General features: G+C 68.5%; 14 protein-coding genes and 3 pseudogenes. 4 read left to right on the forward strand and 13 right to left on the reverse strand.

Going from position 1 to position 15,023, the window contains the following annotated elements:
* Nucleotides 1-67 precede the first annotated feature (67 nt).
* The 7 genes from ACNPQM_RS21190 to ACNPQM_RS21220 form a co-directional block, all read right to left on the reverse strand.
* Entirely contained in the window at nt 68-937 is an 870-nt protein-coding gene (locus ACNPQM_RS21190) for a class I SAM-dependent methyltransferase (RefSeq protein WP_418085256.1), read from the reverse strand.
* Nucleotides 934-2,139 (reverse strand): protein-L-isoaspartate O-methyltransferase family protein, encoded by a 1,206-nt coding sequence (locus ACNPQM_RS21195; RefSeq protein ID WP_418085257.1) that lies wholly within the window; start codon nt 2,137-2,139, stop codon nt 934-936. Before ACNPQM_RS21195 ends, ACNPQM_RS21190 begins: the two co-directional genes overlap by 4 nt.
* A gap of 104 nt (nt 2,140-2,243) precedes the next feature.
* Complete coding sequence (locus tag ACNPQM_RS21200) at nt 2,244-2,471, reverse strand: HIT domain-containing protein (RefSeq protein ID WP_418085278.1); 228 nt, start codon at nt 2,469-2,471, stop codon at nt 2,244-2,246.
* A gap of 280 nt (nt 2,472-2,751) precedes the next feature.
* Nucleotides 2,752-4,227 (reverse strand): NUDIX domain-containing protein, encoded by a 1,476-nt coding sequence (locus ACNPQM_RS21205; RefSeq protein WP_418085258.1) that lies wholly within the window; start codon nt 4,225-4,227, stop codon nt 2,752-2,754.
* Nucleotides 4,228-4,340: 113 nt separating this feature from the next.
* A complete protein-coding gene (locus ACNPQM_RS21210) occupies nt 4,341-5,615 on the reverse strand; it encodes an MFS transporter (protein WP_418085259.1) in 1,275 nt (424 codons plus the stop codon).
* Nucleotides 5,612-7,651 carry an ABC transporter ATP-binding protein gene (locus ACNPQM_RS21215; protein ID WP_418085260.1) on the reverse strand — a complete coding sequence of 680 codons (2,040 nt, stop codon included), beginning with the start codon at nt 7,649-7,651 and terminating at the stop codon, nt 5,612-5,614. Before ACNPQM_RS21215 ends, ACNPQM_RS21210 begins: the two co-directional genes overlap by 4 nt.
* Nucleotides 7,652-7,984: 333 nt before the next feature.
* The gene (locus ACNPQM_RS21220; protein WP_418085261.1) at nt 7,985-8,326 is read right to left on the reverse strand and encodes a hypothetical protein; all 342 of its coding nucleotides are present in this window, start codon (nt 8,324-8,326) and stop codon (nt 7,985-7,987) included.
* A gap of 451 nt (nt 8,327-8,777) precedes the next feature.
* Here ACNPQM_RS21220 and ACNPQM_RS21225 point away from each other — a divergent pair, with 451 nt between their 5' ends.
* Complete coding sequence (locus ACNPQM_RS21225) at nt 8,778-10,073, forward strand: N-acetylmuramoyl-L-alanine amidase (protein WP_418085262.1); 1,296 nt, start codon at nt 8,778-8,780, stop codon at nt 10,071-10,073.
* Between the two features lie 436 nt (nt 10,074-10,509).
* Here ACNPQM_RS21225 and ACNPQM_RS21230 read toward each other — a convergent pair whose 3' ends face one another.
* A complete protein-coding gene (locus tag ACNPQM_RS21230; RefSeq protein ID WP_418085263.1) occupies nt 10,510-10,788 on the reverse strand; it encodes a hypothetical protein in 279 nt (92 codons plus the stop codon).
* 41 nt (nt 10,789-10,829) lie between these two features.
* On the opposite strand from ACNPQM_RS21230, the pseudogene ACNPQM_RS21235 reads away from it, so the two are divergent.
* A pseudogene (locus tag ACNPQM_RS21235) lies at nt 10,830-11,132 on the forward strand (transposase); the annotation flags it as partial.
* A 212-nt stretch (nt 11,133-11,344) separates the two neighbouring features.
* On the opposite strand, the gene ACNPQM_RS21240 reads toward ACNPQM_RS21235, so the two are convergent.
* The 5 genes and pseudogenes from ACNPQM_RS21240 to ACNPQM_RS21260 all read right to left on the reverse strand — a co-directional run bounded on the left by ACNPQM_RS21240 (nt 11,345) and on the right by ACNPQM_RS21260 (nt 13,968).
* A complete protein-coding gene (locus ACNPQM_RS21240) occupies nt 11,345-11,602 on the reverse strand; it encodes a hypothetical protein (protein ID WP_418085264.1) in 258 nt (85 codons plus the stop codon).
* Between the two features lie 133 nt (nt 11,603-11,735).
* Nucleotides 11,736-12,218, reverse strand: a complete 483-nt coding sequence (locus ACNPQM_RS21245) for an HAD domain-containing protein (protein ID WP_418085265.1) — start codon at nt 12,216-12,218, stop codon at nt 11,736-11,738.
* Nucleotides 12,215-12,706: pseudogene (locus ACNPQM_RS21250) on the reverse strand (transposase); the annotation flags it as partial. The gene ACNPQM_RS21245 and the pseudogene ACNPQM_RS21250, both read right to left, overlap by 4 nt.
* 158 nt (nt 12,707-12,864) lie before the next feature.
* Nucleotides 12,865-13,008 (reverse strand): annotated as a pseudogene (locus ACNPQM_RS21255) (GNAT family N-acetyltransferase); the annotation flags it as partial.
* An 18-nt stretch (nt 13,009-13,026) separates the two neighbouring features.
* On the reverse strand, nt 13,027-13,968 hold the full coding sequence (locus ACNPQM_RS21260; protein WP_418085266.1) for a sugar phosphate isomerase/epimerase family protein: 942 nt from the start codon (nt 13,966-13,968) through the stop codon (nt 13,027-13,029).
* 392 nt (nt 13,969-14,360) lie between these two features.
* Here ACNPQM_RS21260 and ACNPQM_RS21265 point away from each other — a divergent pair, with 392 nt between their 5' ends.
* Together ACNPQM_RS21265 and ACNPQM_RS21270 are read left to right on the forward strand one after the other, a co-directional pair.
* Nucleotides 14,361-14,546 (forward strand): DUF1737 domain-containing protein, encoded by a 186-nt coding sequence (locus tag ACNPQM_RS21265; protein ID WP_366729197.1) that lies wholly within the window; start codon nt 14,361-14,363, stop codon nt 14,544-14,546.
* Between the two features lie 132 nt (nt 14,547-14,678).
* Nucleotides 14,679-15,023: helix-turn-helix domain-containing protein (locus tag ACNPQM_RS21270; RefSeq protein ID WP_418085267.1), on the forward strand; the 345-nt coding region annotated here is incomplete at its 3' end.

The raw sequence follows: 15,023 nt of genomic DNA on the forward strand, positions 1-15,023 counted from the left end.
GCCTCGTTGGTCTCCCTGCGTAGGATCAGATGGACGTCCAACGGCTCGGTGTGCCGCTCCCCGCCACTCACGATGCACGCTCAGGGCGCTGGGCGAGCAGGACCGTGAACACGGAATGCTCCACCAGGGAGCCGTCGGATGCGAGCGAGTGAAGCAGTGCCCGAGCCGCTTCCTCGAACGCCGCGTGCCGCTCGCCAAAAAGCTCCGGGCTCGCGAAGGAGGTGGTGCCCAGGTAGCCGAGCACACGCTCCGGCGTCCAGGTGCGGGCCACGGGGATGCGGTGCTCGGTGACGTCGCTCCACGCCGACGCGGTGAGGTCCTCCTCGTACGAGCGGCGGGGCTCGGTGTAGGAGTTGTCGGTCCCCGCCCGGCGCTTGGAGCCTAGATAGTGCTGGATCAGCTCGCGCAGCGCACGGGTCCAGTCGGCATCGTGGGTCCACAGACTCCCGTCGCCCATGATCGCCACCGCAGCGTCCGGCGCGGCAACCCGGTCCGCCATCGCCAGCACACCCGGACCATCCATCCAGTGGTAGGACCGGCAGCAGGTAACCAAGTCCGGCGCCCGCACCTCTTCGCCGGGCAGCGGCGCCAGCGGCGCGTACGCGTCGGCCACGGCGTGGACCAAGGTGAGGGTGCAGCGGCCGAGCACGGGAACGAGCGCGTCCCGGGCCTGGTCCAGCATCTGCGGGCTGACGTCGACCGCCTCGATGTGTGCGAGAGCGGGGACGGCGGACCGGAGGGCTAGCGGCACCTGCCCGGTTCCGGTGCCCAGGTCCAGCAGCACCGGCGTCGACCTGTCGCGCAGGATGTCGGCCAGCAGGTGCACCGCGCCGTCCGGAACGCCGGGCCGGTACCGGGCGTAGGTCGCGGCCGCAGCCGCGAACAGGGCCTCCTGCTCCGGCGGGAGGCCCGGGAAGGGCACGTCGGGATAGGTCACGATGCGGCTCCCTCATCGAGCGGGCGGACGGCGGGAAGCCGCCAGGACAGGCGGCCGCACTCGGAGGCGGCCCGCTGCCCGCCGTCCGGATCGAAGAAGAGGCGGTAGCGGTCGGGGGAGCCTGCGGCTCGCCACCGGTCGGCGAGGTCCTGGATCTCCTTCCAGATGTCGCGCGGTCCCTGCGAGGTGACGTTCCAGCGCCGGTGGCCCACCGGCTCCGCGCGCAGCCACGACCCGCAGCCCGGCGCGCCGATCACCAGGTGCTCGGCGCCGAAGTCCCGCACTAGGGATCCGCCGAGAAGATGGTCGGCCGCCAGCCAGAAGCCGCGGTCGGTGTCCGCGGGCGGCGCCAGCATGCTCCGCTGCGTCCATGTGCCCGGCTCGGTGGCGATCCGCTGCCGGAACTCCTCGTCGAGCCAGATCCGCTCCATGCCGTGTCCTGCACGGTGGGCGAACTCCACGGCCCGTAACCCCGCCTCGAGGCCCCCGTCGGCGGTGCGCTCGACGACGGCGAGGGCGGGCCACGACGGGGAAGCTGTGGTGACGTGCGCCAGCAGCCGGCCCCCGGGGGCGAGCTGCTCGACGAGGGCAGCCGGCACACGGTCCACCGTGTACGAGACGAAGACCCGGTCGAACGGCGCACGCGCCGGGCAGCCTTCATCTCCCGAACCGCGCACCACCTGCGGCCGGAAGCCGAGGCCTTCCAGCCGTACCGCGGCCGCGTCGGTGAGGTGCCGGTCCCGGTCGAGAGTGACCACGCCCTGGTCGCCGCAGACCTGGCAGGCCACCGCCGCGGTCACCCCCGCACCCGTACCGACGTCCAGCACCCGCTGACCGGGCCGGAGATCGAGTTCCTCCAGCAGCGAGGCGGTCAGACCCATCGCTGTGGACATCGACGTGATCGACGCCCCTGACCGTGCCCGGCGCGCCCGGCCCAGGAGCCGTTCTCCATCGTGCTGGACGAGCACACTGGCACCGCCGTACAGCAGCCCGAGCAGTTCGGGGCGGTCCTGCGGCGCCGCCCAGTCCAGCAGGTCCCACCGCGGCGGCGTCTCGCCCGGGGCGCTGCGCCGTACATATGCCTGTGGCATCAGTGCCTCACGTGGCAGCGCCAGGAGGGCGTCGCGGGCCAATCCCGGCCCCAGCACTCCTTGCTCTTCCAGCCGGGTGACCATCGCCGCCCGCGCGGCAGCCGAATCCACCGCCGGGCGCTCGGTATGTCCGGCTTCAGAGGGTGGAGCCGAGCACGCTTCAGTGCGGAGACCAGCCGTGTCCGGGCTGCCGGCTGCTGCCGTGCGTGTACCGCTCATGCCGTTCCTTCCAGCATCCGTCGCAGGGCTGTGGCATCACTCTGGAGCAACGCCTCGTCCCGGCCGTGGTCGAGGAGCGCGAAGGGCACCGGTCCGCCCGGCGCGGGGTCCTGGGTCGCCTCGCGGCGTGGCACCAGGTGCCAGTGCGCATGCGGGATGACATTGCCGAGCAGCAAGTAGTTCATCTTCACCGGCTGGTAGTGCTGCTCAAGTGCTCGGCCCAGGTTGAGAGTGTCGCGCCAGAAGGTAGCCGCTTCCTCCGTCCGACAGCTCGGTGGGCTCGGCGATGTGCCGCGCGGTGAAGATCACGATGGCGTAGCCCCGAATTTGGCCAGAGCGCCAGAGGCAGGACTGGGACACCTCGCCGCGGTGCAGCAGCAGTCCCCACCCGATGTCATCGGACCGCCAGTCGTTGCCGCACATCGGGCAGCCGCAGCCCGCGCGGTGGGCGAGGAAGTCTTCGGGCCAGGAAACGGTACTCGGCTGTGGACGCGTCATAGGTTCTTACCAGCCCATTTCGGAGTACAGACGCCCGCCGAGAATGCCGTCGATCGCCTGGCGGGTGTAGGGAACGACCTTGGACGGGAGATCCGTTGGGTTCCACCACCGCCACTCCACGCACCGGTCGGGCTCAAGGACTTCTGGAGTGCCGGCCCAGGAGCGGGCCCGGAAGACGAGCCCGACCCTGGGCCGCGCGCCGGGGGAGTCGACGAGGTGGACCGTGTGTACGAGCTCGACGTCGTCGGGCGCGATGGTGATGCCGGCCTCTTCGTTCGCTTCCCGCACCAGGCAGGTGATCGCGGCTTCCCGCTCGCAGTGCCCGGCCAGGAAATGCCACGTGTTCGGCGCGAACTTCGAGTCGGGGTGGCGCAGGCCGAGGAGGATCCGGCCGTGCTCGTCCTGGAGGTGAAGGTGGACACCAACGATGTGGAGTTCGGTCCCCGCCGGAGCCTCGCCGGACAGCGGGCGGGTACCGTGCGGCGGTCCGTCCGTTGCGGGGTGCTCGGCCGCGTGGCGGCGGATCAGGTCCCCGAGTCCGGGGCTCAGGCAGAGCCGGTCGAGCATGTCGACGGTGAACCACCTCAGCAGGACGCCTTCGCGGAGGTCCACAGTGTCCGGGTCACCGTTCCAGCGGCCCGCGTAGACCTGGATGGGCACCGCGAGGCCGTCGACGCTCGTCGCTTCCTCCACGGCATACGGCGTCAGGTCGGCGGGTTCCAGGCCCGGTACCTCTTCGGCAAGCTCCCGCCGCAGGGTCGCCTCCAGGCAGGGGTCGCCCGGCTCCCGGCCGCCGCCCAGCAGGGCAAGGGTCCACGGCGCCCAGATGCCCTCCCGTTGATCTCGCAGATGGAGCAGGTAGCGGCCGTGACCGTCGTGGAGCAAGGCGCTGACGTTGATGGGGTTCGGCCGCCCGTCGAGGCCCTCCGCCTCGGCGCCCAGGAGCTTGGCCCGTAGGGTCGGGGACCTGACGTCGGCGAACGGGAGCCACTGGGCGCCGGAGACTTCCTCGTCCTGGAGCACGAGCGGAGGTGGCTGCTCGGCCGTGAGGTAGAAGGCGAAGCGGAAGTCGAAGTGTTGGTGTGCGGGTTCGCCCTTGACGGGGTTGGCGTCGATGTCGTGGACGTCGATGTCGATTGGCGCACCGAGGAGCTGCGGGGTCAGGCACAGGTCCCCGGGTCGGATCCCGGTTTCCTCGCAGACTTCACGCAGGGCCGCCGCCAGGAGGGTCCGGTCATCCTCGACGTGTCCGCCCGGCGCGAGCAGCTTCCCGGTGACCTTGTGGCCGATGTGCAGCACACGTCGATCACGGTCGATGACGGCCGCGCTGCACGTGACTTGTCCGGGCAGCGTCGCGCGGCTCGTTGGCACGGCCTGTGCGTCGAGCGCGGCGAGGAGCTGCTCGAGTTGCTCCCGCTCTGCGGGGTGGCGCCCCAAGTACTCCGTGAGGAGGTTGCGGATGTCGGATCGGGCGGGCGGCATGGCGGCACCTTTCAGGTAGCGGACGCAGGATCCGGCGGGCTCGGCGGGAGACAAGCGGTGGGGGTCACTGGGCGAAATGGCGATCGCGATGCGCTCTGCTGCAGGGCGGGGCATCAGGCGGCGCCTCGGACGACGTCGGGTGCGCGGGCGCCGGCGGTGTGCAGGGCCCGCACCGGTGAGCACCACAGGATTACGAACGGTGCGCAGAGCAGGCAGGTGATCGCGCCGAGGGTGGGGCGCAGTCCGACGAGGGTGCCAAATGCCCCGGCGAGGAGCGCGGCGAGGGGACGGAGGCCGAAGGCGAGCCATGCACCGGTTGCCTGGGCGCGGCCCTGCAGATGGTCGGGGCAGAGCTCTTGGCGGACGCTGCGCTGCAGTCCGCCGTGTGCAACGGCGGCACCGGTCTGGATGAGCATGCCGGCGCCGATGGCGATCTGTCCGGCGGTGCCAGGGCCGACGACGATCAGTGGGATCTGGGCTGCCGGGTTGAGGGCCAGGGCGGTGAGCATGACGGGGCCGGCTCCCCAGCGCCGCTCCAGGGACCTCCACAGGACGGCACCGAGGAACCCGCCGACCCCGCCGACCCCCATGACGATCCCGAGCACAGCGGGACTCCAGTCCAATTCACGCAGGAGGTACAGAGACCAGAGTGCTGAGCTGGCGGCGAGGGCGAAGGACGTGGTGGCGTTGGACAGGACGATGGACCGAACGAGGGGTGCTTTGAGGGTGTAGTCGAGGCCTTCGCGGATCTCTGTCCACTGGCTGGTGCCCGCGGGCCGGGGCGCCGGTTCGGGTTCACGGTGGCGGATGCGGAGCAGGCAGAAGGCGCAGATCAGGTAGGAGACCGCGTCCAGTGCGATCGCGCGGGCGGCGCCCAGCGCGGTGACCAGGAGGCCGCCCAGGTTGTTCCCGGCCAGGTCTGCGAGCGAGTTGGTCGCGCCTAGCTTGGAGTTCCCTTCCTTGAGCTGCTCCCCGCGCAGCAGGATCGGGAGGTAGCTGATCGAGGCGTTGCTGCCGATCACCTGGAGTGCGGAGACGAGGAACGCGACCGTGTACAGCTGTCCCAGGGTGATCTCGGCGACCAACTGGGCGAGGGGGATGCTGGTCAGGGTGACGGCGCACAGGACATCGCAGCTGATGATGATCGGCCGCTTGCGGTAGCGGTCGGCGAGGACGCCGGCGTGGAGGGAAAGCAGCAGCGGGGGCAGCTTTCCTGCCACGGCGATCAGTGCCACGTGCATGGTCGAGGCGTGCAGGTCCACCACGGCGATGACCGAGATGCCGATGGTGGTGATTCCGAAACCGGCAACCGTGACGGCCTGCCCACCCCAGTAGCGTCGGAAGTCCGCGTGCCGCCACAGGCTGGCAGCGGGAGCAGCGGCGTTCACTGCGGGCCGCCCGTCACCGGGTTCGGTGCCGGGGCGTGCCCGTGCTGCGAGGGAACGGCAGGCGCGGTGGCCCCGTATTGGGCGGCCTGGGCGGTGAACATCGACCGGTAGATACCGTCAGGCCGGGCCATGAGCTGCTCGTGGGTGCCTTCTTCGGCCACCCGGCCCTGGTCGAGGACGTAAATGCGGTCGGCGTTGGCCGTGGCTGCGAGGCGGTGTGTCACGAGTACGACCGCGTGGCCTTCTTCCGCGAGAGACCACAGGCCTTCGAACGCGGCGATCTCCGCGTGCGGGTCGAGCGCCGAGGTCGGCTCGTCGACCAGGAGGAAAGGGGCCCCTCGGTACAGGCTTCGCGCCGTGCCGAGTTTCTGCCACTGGCCGCCCGAGAGCTGGACGCCGCGCTCGTAGCCCTTGTAGACGATGGAGTCCCAGCCGTGGCGCAGGCTCTCGATCAGCTTGAGGACTCCGGCGGACAGCGCGGCGGCCTTGACCTGGTCCATGTCGCGGACGCGGTCGCCGGCGCCGATCGCCACGTTCGCGGCCGCGGTCATCTCCCAGCGAGGGAAGTCCTGCGCGAGCAACCCCACCGTGGCGAAGATCTCGGCCCGGCTTGCGTCCCGGAGCTCGACCTGGTCGCTGCCGTCGGCGTCCTGCCACCACACATTGCCGTCGGGAGGCAGCAGCAGTCCGGACAGCACCTTGGTCAGGGTTGTCTTGCCGGACCCGTTCGCACCGACCAACGCGGTCACCTCGCCGCGGCGCACCCTCAAGCTGACGTTCCGCAACGCGGGGGAGTCGGCCCCGGGGTAGGTGTACGACACGTTGTCCACGCGGACCTGATGGACGCGGGCCGGGAGCGGAGTGCCGATGGTGGGGATGGCGTTCTCGGTGGCCAGTGCGATGGCGTCTTCGGTGTCGGTAAGGAACAGCAACTCCTCGTAGAGCCGGTTGACCTGCTGGACCAGTGAGGCCAACCGGGCTGTCGAAGCGCGGATCGCGAGGACCGCGGTGCCGCCGACGGCGAGCGGCAGTGAGCCCTCGGCCAGCAACCACCACAAAACTCCATAGCATGCCAGCGACGCGATGCCCGCAAACCCGCCGGCCACCAGGTCCGTGGAGGCCTGCGCGCGGGCCAGGCGCCGCTGCTCCGCCTCGGTCTGGCGGGACATCTCCTCGTAGCTGGACAGCAGCTTGGTCCCGGCGCCGTGCACGCGAATCTCGCCTTGTGCGTGCGGGCGGGTCAGAAATCCCAGGAGTGAGGCGATGGCCCGCCGGTGATCGATCCAGTGCAGCTTCGAGACGTACTCGCGGCGTGCGGAGCTGACCGCGCCCCATCCCTTGGGCAGGGCGATCACGAGCAGCATCGGCAGCAGCATCCAGTGCAGCGACGCCAATACGACCGCGGCCGCCACCATCGAGATGAGGACGTTGCCGACCCCTACCGACAGCATCAGCATGCTGCGGGCCGAGTCCGTGCCGAACCGGCCGGCCTCCAGCACACGTTGCACCTCGGGACGCTCGGTCGCCTCCAGCTCGACGCGGGTGACGGCCGCGTAGTAGCGCGCGGAGACCGCCCGCTCCACCTGTGGCTCCAGCCGTCCGGACATCGCCGTCGACCACGCCATCAGCAACGCAGCGATCACCGCGGTCGCTGCCAGCACTGTCAGGGACGGCAGGGCTTCGCGCAGCTTGTCCGCCGTCGGGCCCTCCGCGAAAAGATTCGTGAGCACGCTGTTGACCGCAACCAGTCCCCATGCCGCGGTCACTCCTTGCCCGAGCTGCGCGGCCACCACGCCCGCCATCGCCCGCCGGTCCGTCTGCCAGCCGGTACGGAGCACCAGGGTGACCATGCGCGGCAGCGCGGCCGCCATGTGCCGGAACGAGAGCCTGGTCAGCGGGCCCTGGTGACGTACGTAGGACTGGTCGTAGCGCAGCCTGCCCCCGTACAGCTCGCGCTCCGCGTTCGAGATCGTGTCCTTCGCCGGCGTGCTCTTCGCGTCCTGCGGGGTATCGCGGCGTGGGCCGGTGCGTGTCAACGTCGCTCCTTCCTGAGGGTCGTGGCGGCATCGTCGGGTTCAACGACCCCACCGAGTTATCGAACACGTGTCTTTCGGCCGAGTTCCGAATCCCGGTTTCATGCGGCTGTTGAAAGGTGCGGGGTGCATGGGCCCTTGTGCCGCAAGAGGCGCTCCATGAGTGGGTGTTGGCCGAAACGCCGTCGGTCGCAATGTGCAGGGTCGTGGTCCGGGGACGGGATCAGAGGTCGTGAGCCTTCGGTCTGCTCTGCGCATGGCTGACCGGGCCGTGGCGCGAGGGGGCGCCACGCCCTACGAGGTGGGTCGGTTCAGTTCAGGAGGGTGGTCGGTTCGTCATGCCTTCCGGACGCGGAAAGTCACCTCCGGGAAACGGCGTCCGTTGACCTGGAGGGCGATCGAATACGCACCCGGCGTGAGCTCCACAGTGGCGGTAGAGCGCAGCACATGGTCCTTGGCGAGTGGCAGTATCTCGCCCGGCTTGCCGGTGCTGCGCAGAAGGAAGTACACTTTCTCGCGCGGCTTGCCGGTCCGCGTCGTCGAAGAGATCACGAACATCACGTGCACCGGGACGGGCGCGGTGGTGGTGAGAGTGGCGGAGAAGCTGAGCGTGTCGCCGTCGACGAGCTCGGTGCGCTCCAGGACGAGAGGCGTCAGCTCGACCGGCGCGTCGGGCACGTAGCCGAGGAAGGCGTAGGCACCCGGCCAGCCCGCCCTTTTCCATGCCTTTAGAAGAAGCCCAGCTTCTTCGGCGAGTAGCTCACCAGTAGATTCTTCGTCTGCTGGTGGTACCACGTCCGCGCCTTGCTTGACCAGGGAGTATGGCTCCGTTGACGGAGCACATGGGGAAGTTGGTCCGGGAATGGCCCGGATTTTGGTAGACCATGGCGAAAGCCGTCGCCGGGCCCCCAATCTGGTTCGTGGCGGGCACCTGAGCAGCCCGGTCCCGTACGTCTTCCTTGGACGAGACCGAACTGCGGTGTCAGGACCGTTGTAGATATTCAACGATCCTGAAAACCCTGGACATTGGGGCAGTCAACGGGTTAGAAGGAAGGCTGCCTGCTGGCGTACACGGAGCAGCGTGGCGTAGCGGCGAGAGACCCCGGACAGCCCTGGAGAGGAACGCCTCATGTCCTTCGAGCCCGTGTACATATCCCGGCGCAATGCCCTGCGGGCCGGCGCCGGCGCAGCAGCCGTCGCCGGTCTCGGGGCCGGCCAGTTGGCCGGTGCGAGCGGTGCCTCGGCCGCCGCTCCGGCCGACCTGTCGGACACCGCGTACATCATGAGCTGCGACGAGTGGGGTGCCCGGCCGCCCGCCGGGGAGCTGTCGACCCGTACGGGCTCCACCCGGCGGATCGTGGTGCACCACATGGCGTTCCCGAACACCATGGACTTCTCCATGGAGGCGGCCATCGCCTGCGCCGAGCGGGTCCAGTACATACACATGGACAAGAACGGCTGGTCGGACACCGGAAATCACTTCAGCATCAGCCGCGGCGGCCATGTGCTGGAAGGCCGGCATGGCAGCCTGGACGCGCTCGAGGACGGCGGATACCAGATCGTCAGCGCACACGCCGTCGGCCAGAACACCCAGTCGATCGGTATCGAGAACGAAGGCACCTACATCGACGAGCTGCCCACCGGCAAGCTGTGGTGGTCGCTGGTTCAGCTCTCCACCTCCATCTGCACCAAGTATGGCTTCGGCGCCCAGAACATCACCGGCCACTGGGACTGGAACAACACCCAGTGCCCCGGTGCGAAGTTCTACTCCACCTTCCCGCTGCTGCGCCTGCACGTCGCCAAGCGCCTCGGCCAGGACCCGAGCAGCATCCCGGCCCGCACCTGGCCCGACACGTTCACCTCCTGCGCGGGCGCCACGGTCCGTACGCTGCAGCACCTGCTGAACACCCAGGGCTTCAACCTCGTTGCGGACGGGGCCTTCGGCCCGGCCACGCTGGCAGCCGTGCGCGCCTTCCAGACGGCGCACGGCTTCCCCACCGCCTCGGACGGCACGATGACCGGGCCGACCTGGGAGGCGCTGGCCCCGGAGATCGGCATGGGTGCCACCGGGTCTGCGGTACTCGGCGTCCAGTCGATTCTGGCGACCAAGCTGTACGCCGTGAAGGCGACCGGCACCTTCGACCGGGTGACGTGGGTCGCGGTCGCCAAGCTGCAGGCCCTGCACGGGCTCCGGGTCACCGGGCGGGTGGACCTGAGCACCTGGTGTGCCGCGCTCGGCGGTGTGGTGGAGGAGAACTTCCGCGGGCTGAAGGGCCAGGCGGGGCTGGAAAGCGAGCTTGTCGTGCCGGAGGCCGAGTCCCTGCCCCCCGTGACCCTCGCGGCGGACGGGGTCGTGGCGAGCGACGTACCCACCACGCAGTTCGAGGAGTTCCCGGTCGACCAGGACGTCCAGGAAGGGGTGTAGGCCCTGCGCCGGCGGCGCCCGACCTCAGGGCGCCGTCGGGCGAGTACCTGGGACGCGGCGAAGTCCTCGCCACTCGCCCACTTCGATGTCCAGCCACTCGTCGTCCGTGACAGAGTCAGGTCGCGAGGAGCTGAGCTCTGAGGTGGAGTGTGGCGGAGAGGCGCATGCGGAACTCACCGAGGTCTGGTGGCCTACCGGGACTGATCCCGGCAGGCGGCGCAGGGCGCCGGTAGGAAGCCGTCCTCCCGGCACTCCCGTCGCCGGCGATATCGGCAGGCGCTCGGTGAAGGTCTGTCCGTCGTCGCGGGCTTCATGGACGCCGTCCTGGGCAGCGGCCAGGACATGGTCCGCGGCAAGGGCGGTCAGGGCCTGCGGCCGACCGCCGGGGACGGTGCCGGTCTGCTTCCAGGTGTTCGAACTGGTTGGCCCGAAACCTTCAGGGTTGGTCCTTGGCCCACCATAAGAACGCGGCGGCGTGCTGCTGGTTGGCGAAGCCTTCGCCGACCAGGGCGTGCAGGATGTCGTTGCTCCAGAGGATGAGCCGAACGAGTGTCCAGTTGACCCACTCCGGTGCTGGCAGATCCAGTCCGTAGACCATCCGGGCGATTTCGTGCTTGCCGCCCGCCGCCGTCGTGTACTTGAGGATCGACAGGAACCGGTCAGGCTGCATCACGCAGAGAACCCTGGTGAGGAGGGTTTCTTTGAAACCGGTCATGGCGAACGGCCTGGTGCCGGTCAGCAGTTCCTGCAGCCGGTCCTCGAGACACCAAAAGCTGGGTCGACACCGGCTTCAAGAACGCCGTGATCGAACACTGCGCCAACCTCGGAATCGACGTCGAAGTCGTCAAAAGGAACCCCGAAATCCGCGGCTTTCACGTCGTCAAAAGGCGCTGGGTCGTCGAGCGAAGCCTGGGATGGATCACGCTTCGCCGGCGTCTGGCCCGCGACTACGAGACCCTCCCCGCCAGCTCCGAAGCCGTGATCCACATCGCGTCAATCGACAACCTCACCAAGCGCATAACGGACGAGACCACACCTACCTGGCGAGGTACCTACTAGGGCATACGAGGCGATCTACCTAAATCAAATGCCCACTGAGACCCCGCGTGGGGATGATGTGCCGACCGTCCCATGCCATGCGCGTATGCCTTTCCAGGAGAGGACTTCTCCAGGAACTGCCGGGGCCAGCCGTGAACGGAGAACGGGTCAGGAGAAGCGCGGAGGTGCCCGTACCGGCGTTCTCCGCACGGCGGGTGGAATGCACTGCTGCGCTATACATCCGCTCCGTTCGTCACATCGTGGTGGGTCGCGAGCGGAGCCGAGCCTTCGAGGTGACGGCGAAGGGCATCGACGAGGCGGGACCCGTCGGACGCGTCGTCATGTACGTGTGACATCCAGACCGTCAGCGGGGCACTGGGCCAGGAGACGATCGAGACCGCGGGGGAGACGGCTGCGGACCACCAGCTGATCGTTCCCGCATAGAGGTCTGCTGGCTTCAACCCTGCCGGGGCAGCTTCGGCTGCGGTCATCTCCCCGAGCGGTCCTTGCAAGATGAGATCGTCGTCCAAGGCGCTTCCTTGTAGTCGTGCGGCGTTGTGGGCTGATCTTGGAGCAATTGTCAATTCCTGTGGATCACCGCGGGGAGCCTCAAGTGGCCTGGAGTCATTGATCGAGGACTACGAAGTCTTCATTGGTGAGGTCGCGGGACGACGCGATGCGGTGGAGGAGGGCCGGGGTCGGGTGGTGGGTGGACACCCAGTCTCGATCGGCGTCGGTGATCTCGTCGTCGACCCAGACGAACGGGCGTCCGTCCGCCCATGCCGCCAGGGTTCGGGTCTGCCAGTGGAGTCCGTACCACTGGTCCTCGCGTTCATGCGCGTCGGAGTGTTCCGGCCAGTGCACGAGCGGCAGGGGCGGCAGGCCGAGTCGGGGTGCTATGTCAGTGTTCGCCTCCTCCTCCCAGGTGGTGGCCCAGACCAGCTCGCACGGCAATGCCGCGAGGCGAGGCCCGAGGCGCGGGTCGAGCCGCGTCAGGTGCGAATCTGTCGCGGTGCTTGACGGTTTGCGCTGCGGGACGTCGCCGAACGGCAGGAGAGGTCCGTCGACGTCCAGGAACAGCAGCGGGCGTTCCTTGCGCCGGCTCATGCCGCAGCCTTGTGCTCACGCTCGATCAGGACTCCGCGTTCGAAGCGGGCGCCGATGCGGACGAGGGAGACGAGGTGGGGTGCGGTGATCGCGCGACATCGGGCCTGGGTGGACTCGGCGAGCTTGAACACCATCGCCAGGGCCGCGGCCGGGCTGCCGGCGCCGCGGGTGACCTTGGTCCGCAGCTTTACCGTGCTGAAGGTTGACTCGATCGGATTTGTCGTGCGCAGGTGGACCCAGTGCTCGGCCGGGAAGTCGTAGAACGACAGGAGTTCATCGACGTTGTCGGTGATCTTCTTGACGGCCTTGGGCCACTTCGCGCCGTAGGCGCGCCCGAAGTCCTTCAGCGCCTTCTCGGCGTGATCGCGGTCCTCGGCGTTGTAGATCTCCTGCAGCGCCTTCTTCGCGCCGGGCTGGGCCGATTTCGGCGGGGAGTTGACCACGTTCCGGGTTTTGTGGACCCAGCACCTTTGATGTCTGGCCTGCGGAACGGGCGGCCCGGAGGGCGGCCGCCACGGCAGGCGCCTAGCGCGTCCACAGCGCCAACGAAATGTTGCGATTCTCGGCCGCCCTGTAGGGCGACCGTCGCCACGCCGTTGCCGTCGACGTAGGCTCACAGGCGGATGATGCGATCCTCGGCCGTATGACGGCGATGTTCCCGGCGCACGCCCATCGGTTCGAGCAACCCGGGCCTACCCGGACCGGCCGACCACACCGCCACCGCCACCGCCGCGTTGCCCTGGTCGTCGTACGCGACCAGGCACCGGGCGTCGGCGTACGGCAATCCGGCATCCACGAGGCCTTTGTGTCAGGATCTCTGAGCGACCCCGCCGGGGCCATGGCCATTGCCCGCGGGGCCCACGCGGATCGTGCGGAAGTAGTCGTAGGACACGTGGGCGGTGCGGACCGGATCGGGCTGCTGGTCCCTCTCGATGATGTAGTGGTGATGGGGCAGCTGCCGCAGGTTGGCGAAGATCCCCGCGAAGTCGATCTCGCCCTCTCCCAGGTCGGTCTCGACGCTGTTCCGCGGTGCGCCGTCCTTGACGTGGAGCATCGGGAACCGCTTCTCGTACGACCTGAGGTAGGGGGCCGGGTCCGCACCTGCCCGCAGGATCCAGTAGAGGTCCATCTCGAACCAGACCAGATCCGGGTCGGTCTCCTCCAGCCACACGTCGAAGAGAGTCTGCCCGGACTGCGGATCCGCGTGGAACTCGTTGTCGTGCAGGTGGGCATACCAGCGCAGCCCTCGGGCCCGGGCGGCCTCGCCCCACTGGTTCATCTCCCGCGCCATCGCACGGTAGCCCTGGGCGGTCTGGGCGCCGTCCATGTAGGAGACGCCGACATACTCCTGTCCGAGCGCCACCGCGTTGTCGAAGGTCTGCTGTGCCCGGGCGCCCCGGAAGTCGCCGGGGTTGTGGTGACTGCCGATCACCCGCAGTTCGTTCGCATCGGCGATCCTGCGGAACTGCTCGGCGCTGCGCCCGCCGTAGGTGTAGGCAGGCTCGATCTCGGCGTAGCCCGCGTCGGCGATCATCTCGAGTGTGCCCTCGGGATCGACGGCGAGCATGTCGCGCACCGAGTAAAGCTGGAGACCGATTCGGCCTGCCGGAACCCGTCTGCCCGCGCCTCCGGGGGCCGGGGCTGCCAGCGCCGGCCAGGCCTGCGATCCGGCGGCCAGAACGGCGGCGGAGACCGCTGCTCCACGGAAGAATTGACGGCGACTGTGCGACTTTCCTTGAGTGGAGTTCATCTTTGTCCCTCTCTCGGTGAAAGTTGAGAGGATGCTATGGACACATCAACTGCTCGCACAAGGTCTCTGGCATCGATCGCTCTTAGTGGGCATTTAATATCGATTTGAGACGGGCATTTCGACCAGCTTCGCCTTATTCATCACCAATGTGCACGGCCTGAAATGCCTGGAAGCTCCGCATTGGCGGGACTCTTCCGCCTCATTTTTGAACCAAACGGAATCCAGTGCTGAGAAGCGGATTAAACGGGCTGACGGGTCGCCGCCCGGAAAGGCGCGAAGGTGAACGTAAGGAGCGAATTATCTCGAAGGTAGTTACGACCTTGGGAGCGATTGGCCTGGGGGAGGCTGGTCGCCTGGCTCGGTGGACGGGCGCGCATGAGATCTTTCTCTTCATGAGTACACCGCCAGACGGATTGCCTATCTACCGAGTCTTGACCGGCCCGGACGACGCCGCGTTCTGCCATCGTGTGAGCGAAGCGATAGCTCTTGGCTACGAACTGCACGAAGGCCCTGCGGTCACTTTCAACGGTGAGAGGGTCATCGTCGCCCAAGCGGTGGTATGGCCAGCACAGTCGTAGGACTTGTGGTCGCGGTCTGCCCGTGACACGAGAAGGGCCGCACGGGTTAGGCAAGTTGTGACGCTTGCCTGGGCCCGTGCGGCCTGTTCCCATCCTGCCCTGTCCGGGGTCTCCCGTGCACACTTCGGCGAGTTGCTCGAAGAACTTGCTCCGCGTTGGGAGGCTGCCCGTGAGTCGGCGCTGCGCCAGCGGCGTGGCCAGGACCGGCGTCGGGCGGCAGGTGCCGGACCGAAGCGGCGGCTGGTCTTCGTGGACCGGCTGCTGGTTACGCTGGTGCACCTGCGGCTCGGTTTGCCGCATGCGGCGCTCGCCGAGCTGTACGTGGTGGATCGCTCCGCCATCTCGAACGCGGTCCGTGAGGTCCGGCCGCTGTTGGCAGTCCGCGGCTTCGCCGTCCCCGACCGCCCCGGCATCCGGTTGCGCACGCTGGAAGACCTGTTCGCCTACGCCGACGCCGAGGGCGTCGAGTTGCGGATC

The organism is Streptomyces sp. NPDC056231, assembly GCF_048270745.1.
GTDB lineage: Bacteria > Actinomycetota > Actinomycetes > Streptomycetales > Streptomycetaceae > Streptomyces.

What these genes read in the sequence shown, in the direction of transcription:
- ACNPQM_RS21240 (WP_418085264.1), bottom strand. Translation starts at nt 11,602, where the DNA reads ATGACCGCAGCCGAAGCTGCCCCGGCAGGGTTGAAGCCAGCAGACCTC.
- ACNPQM_RS21260 (WP_418085266.1), bottom strand. Translation starts at nt 13,968, where the DNA reads ATGAACTCCACTCAAGGAAAGTCGCACAGTCGCCGTCAATTCTTCCGT.
- ACNPQM_RS21245 (WP_418085265.1), bottom strand. Translation starts at nt 12,218, where the DNA reads ATGAGCCGGCGCAAGGAACGCCCGCTGCTGTTCCTGGACGTCGACGGA.
- ACNPQM_RS21265 (WP_366729197.1), top strand. Translation starts at nt 14,361, where the DNA reads ATGAGTACACCGCCAGACGGATTGCCTATCTACCGAGTCTTGACCGGC.
- ACNPQM_RS21205 (WP_418085258.1), bottom strand. Translation starts at nt 4,227, where the DNA reads ATGCCGCCCGCCCGATCCGACATCCGCAACCTCCTCACGGAGTACTTG.
- ACNPQM_RS21225 (WP_418085262.1), top strand. Translation starts at nt 8,778, where the DNA reads ATGTCCTTCGAGCCCGTGTACATATCCCGGCGCAATGCCCTGCGGGCC.
- ACNPQM_RS21230 (WP_418085263.1), bottom strand. Translation starts at nt 10,788, where the DNA reads ATGACCGGTTTCAAAGAAACCCTCCTCACCAGGGTTCTCTGCGTGATG.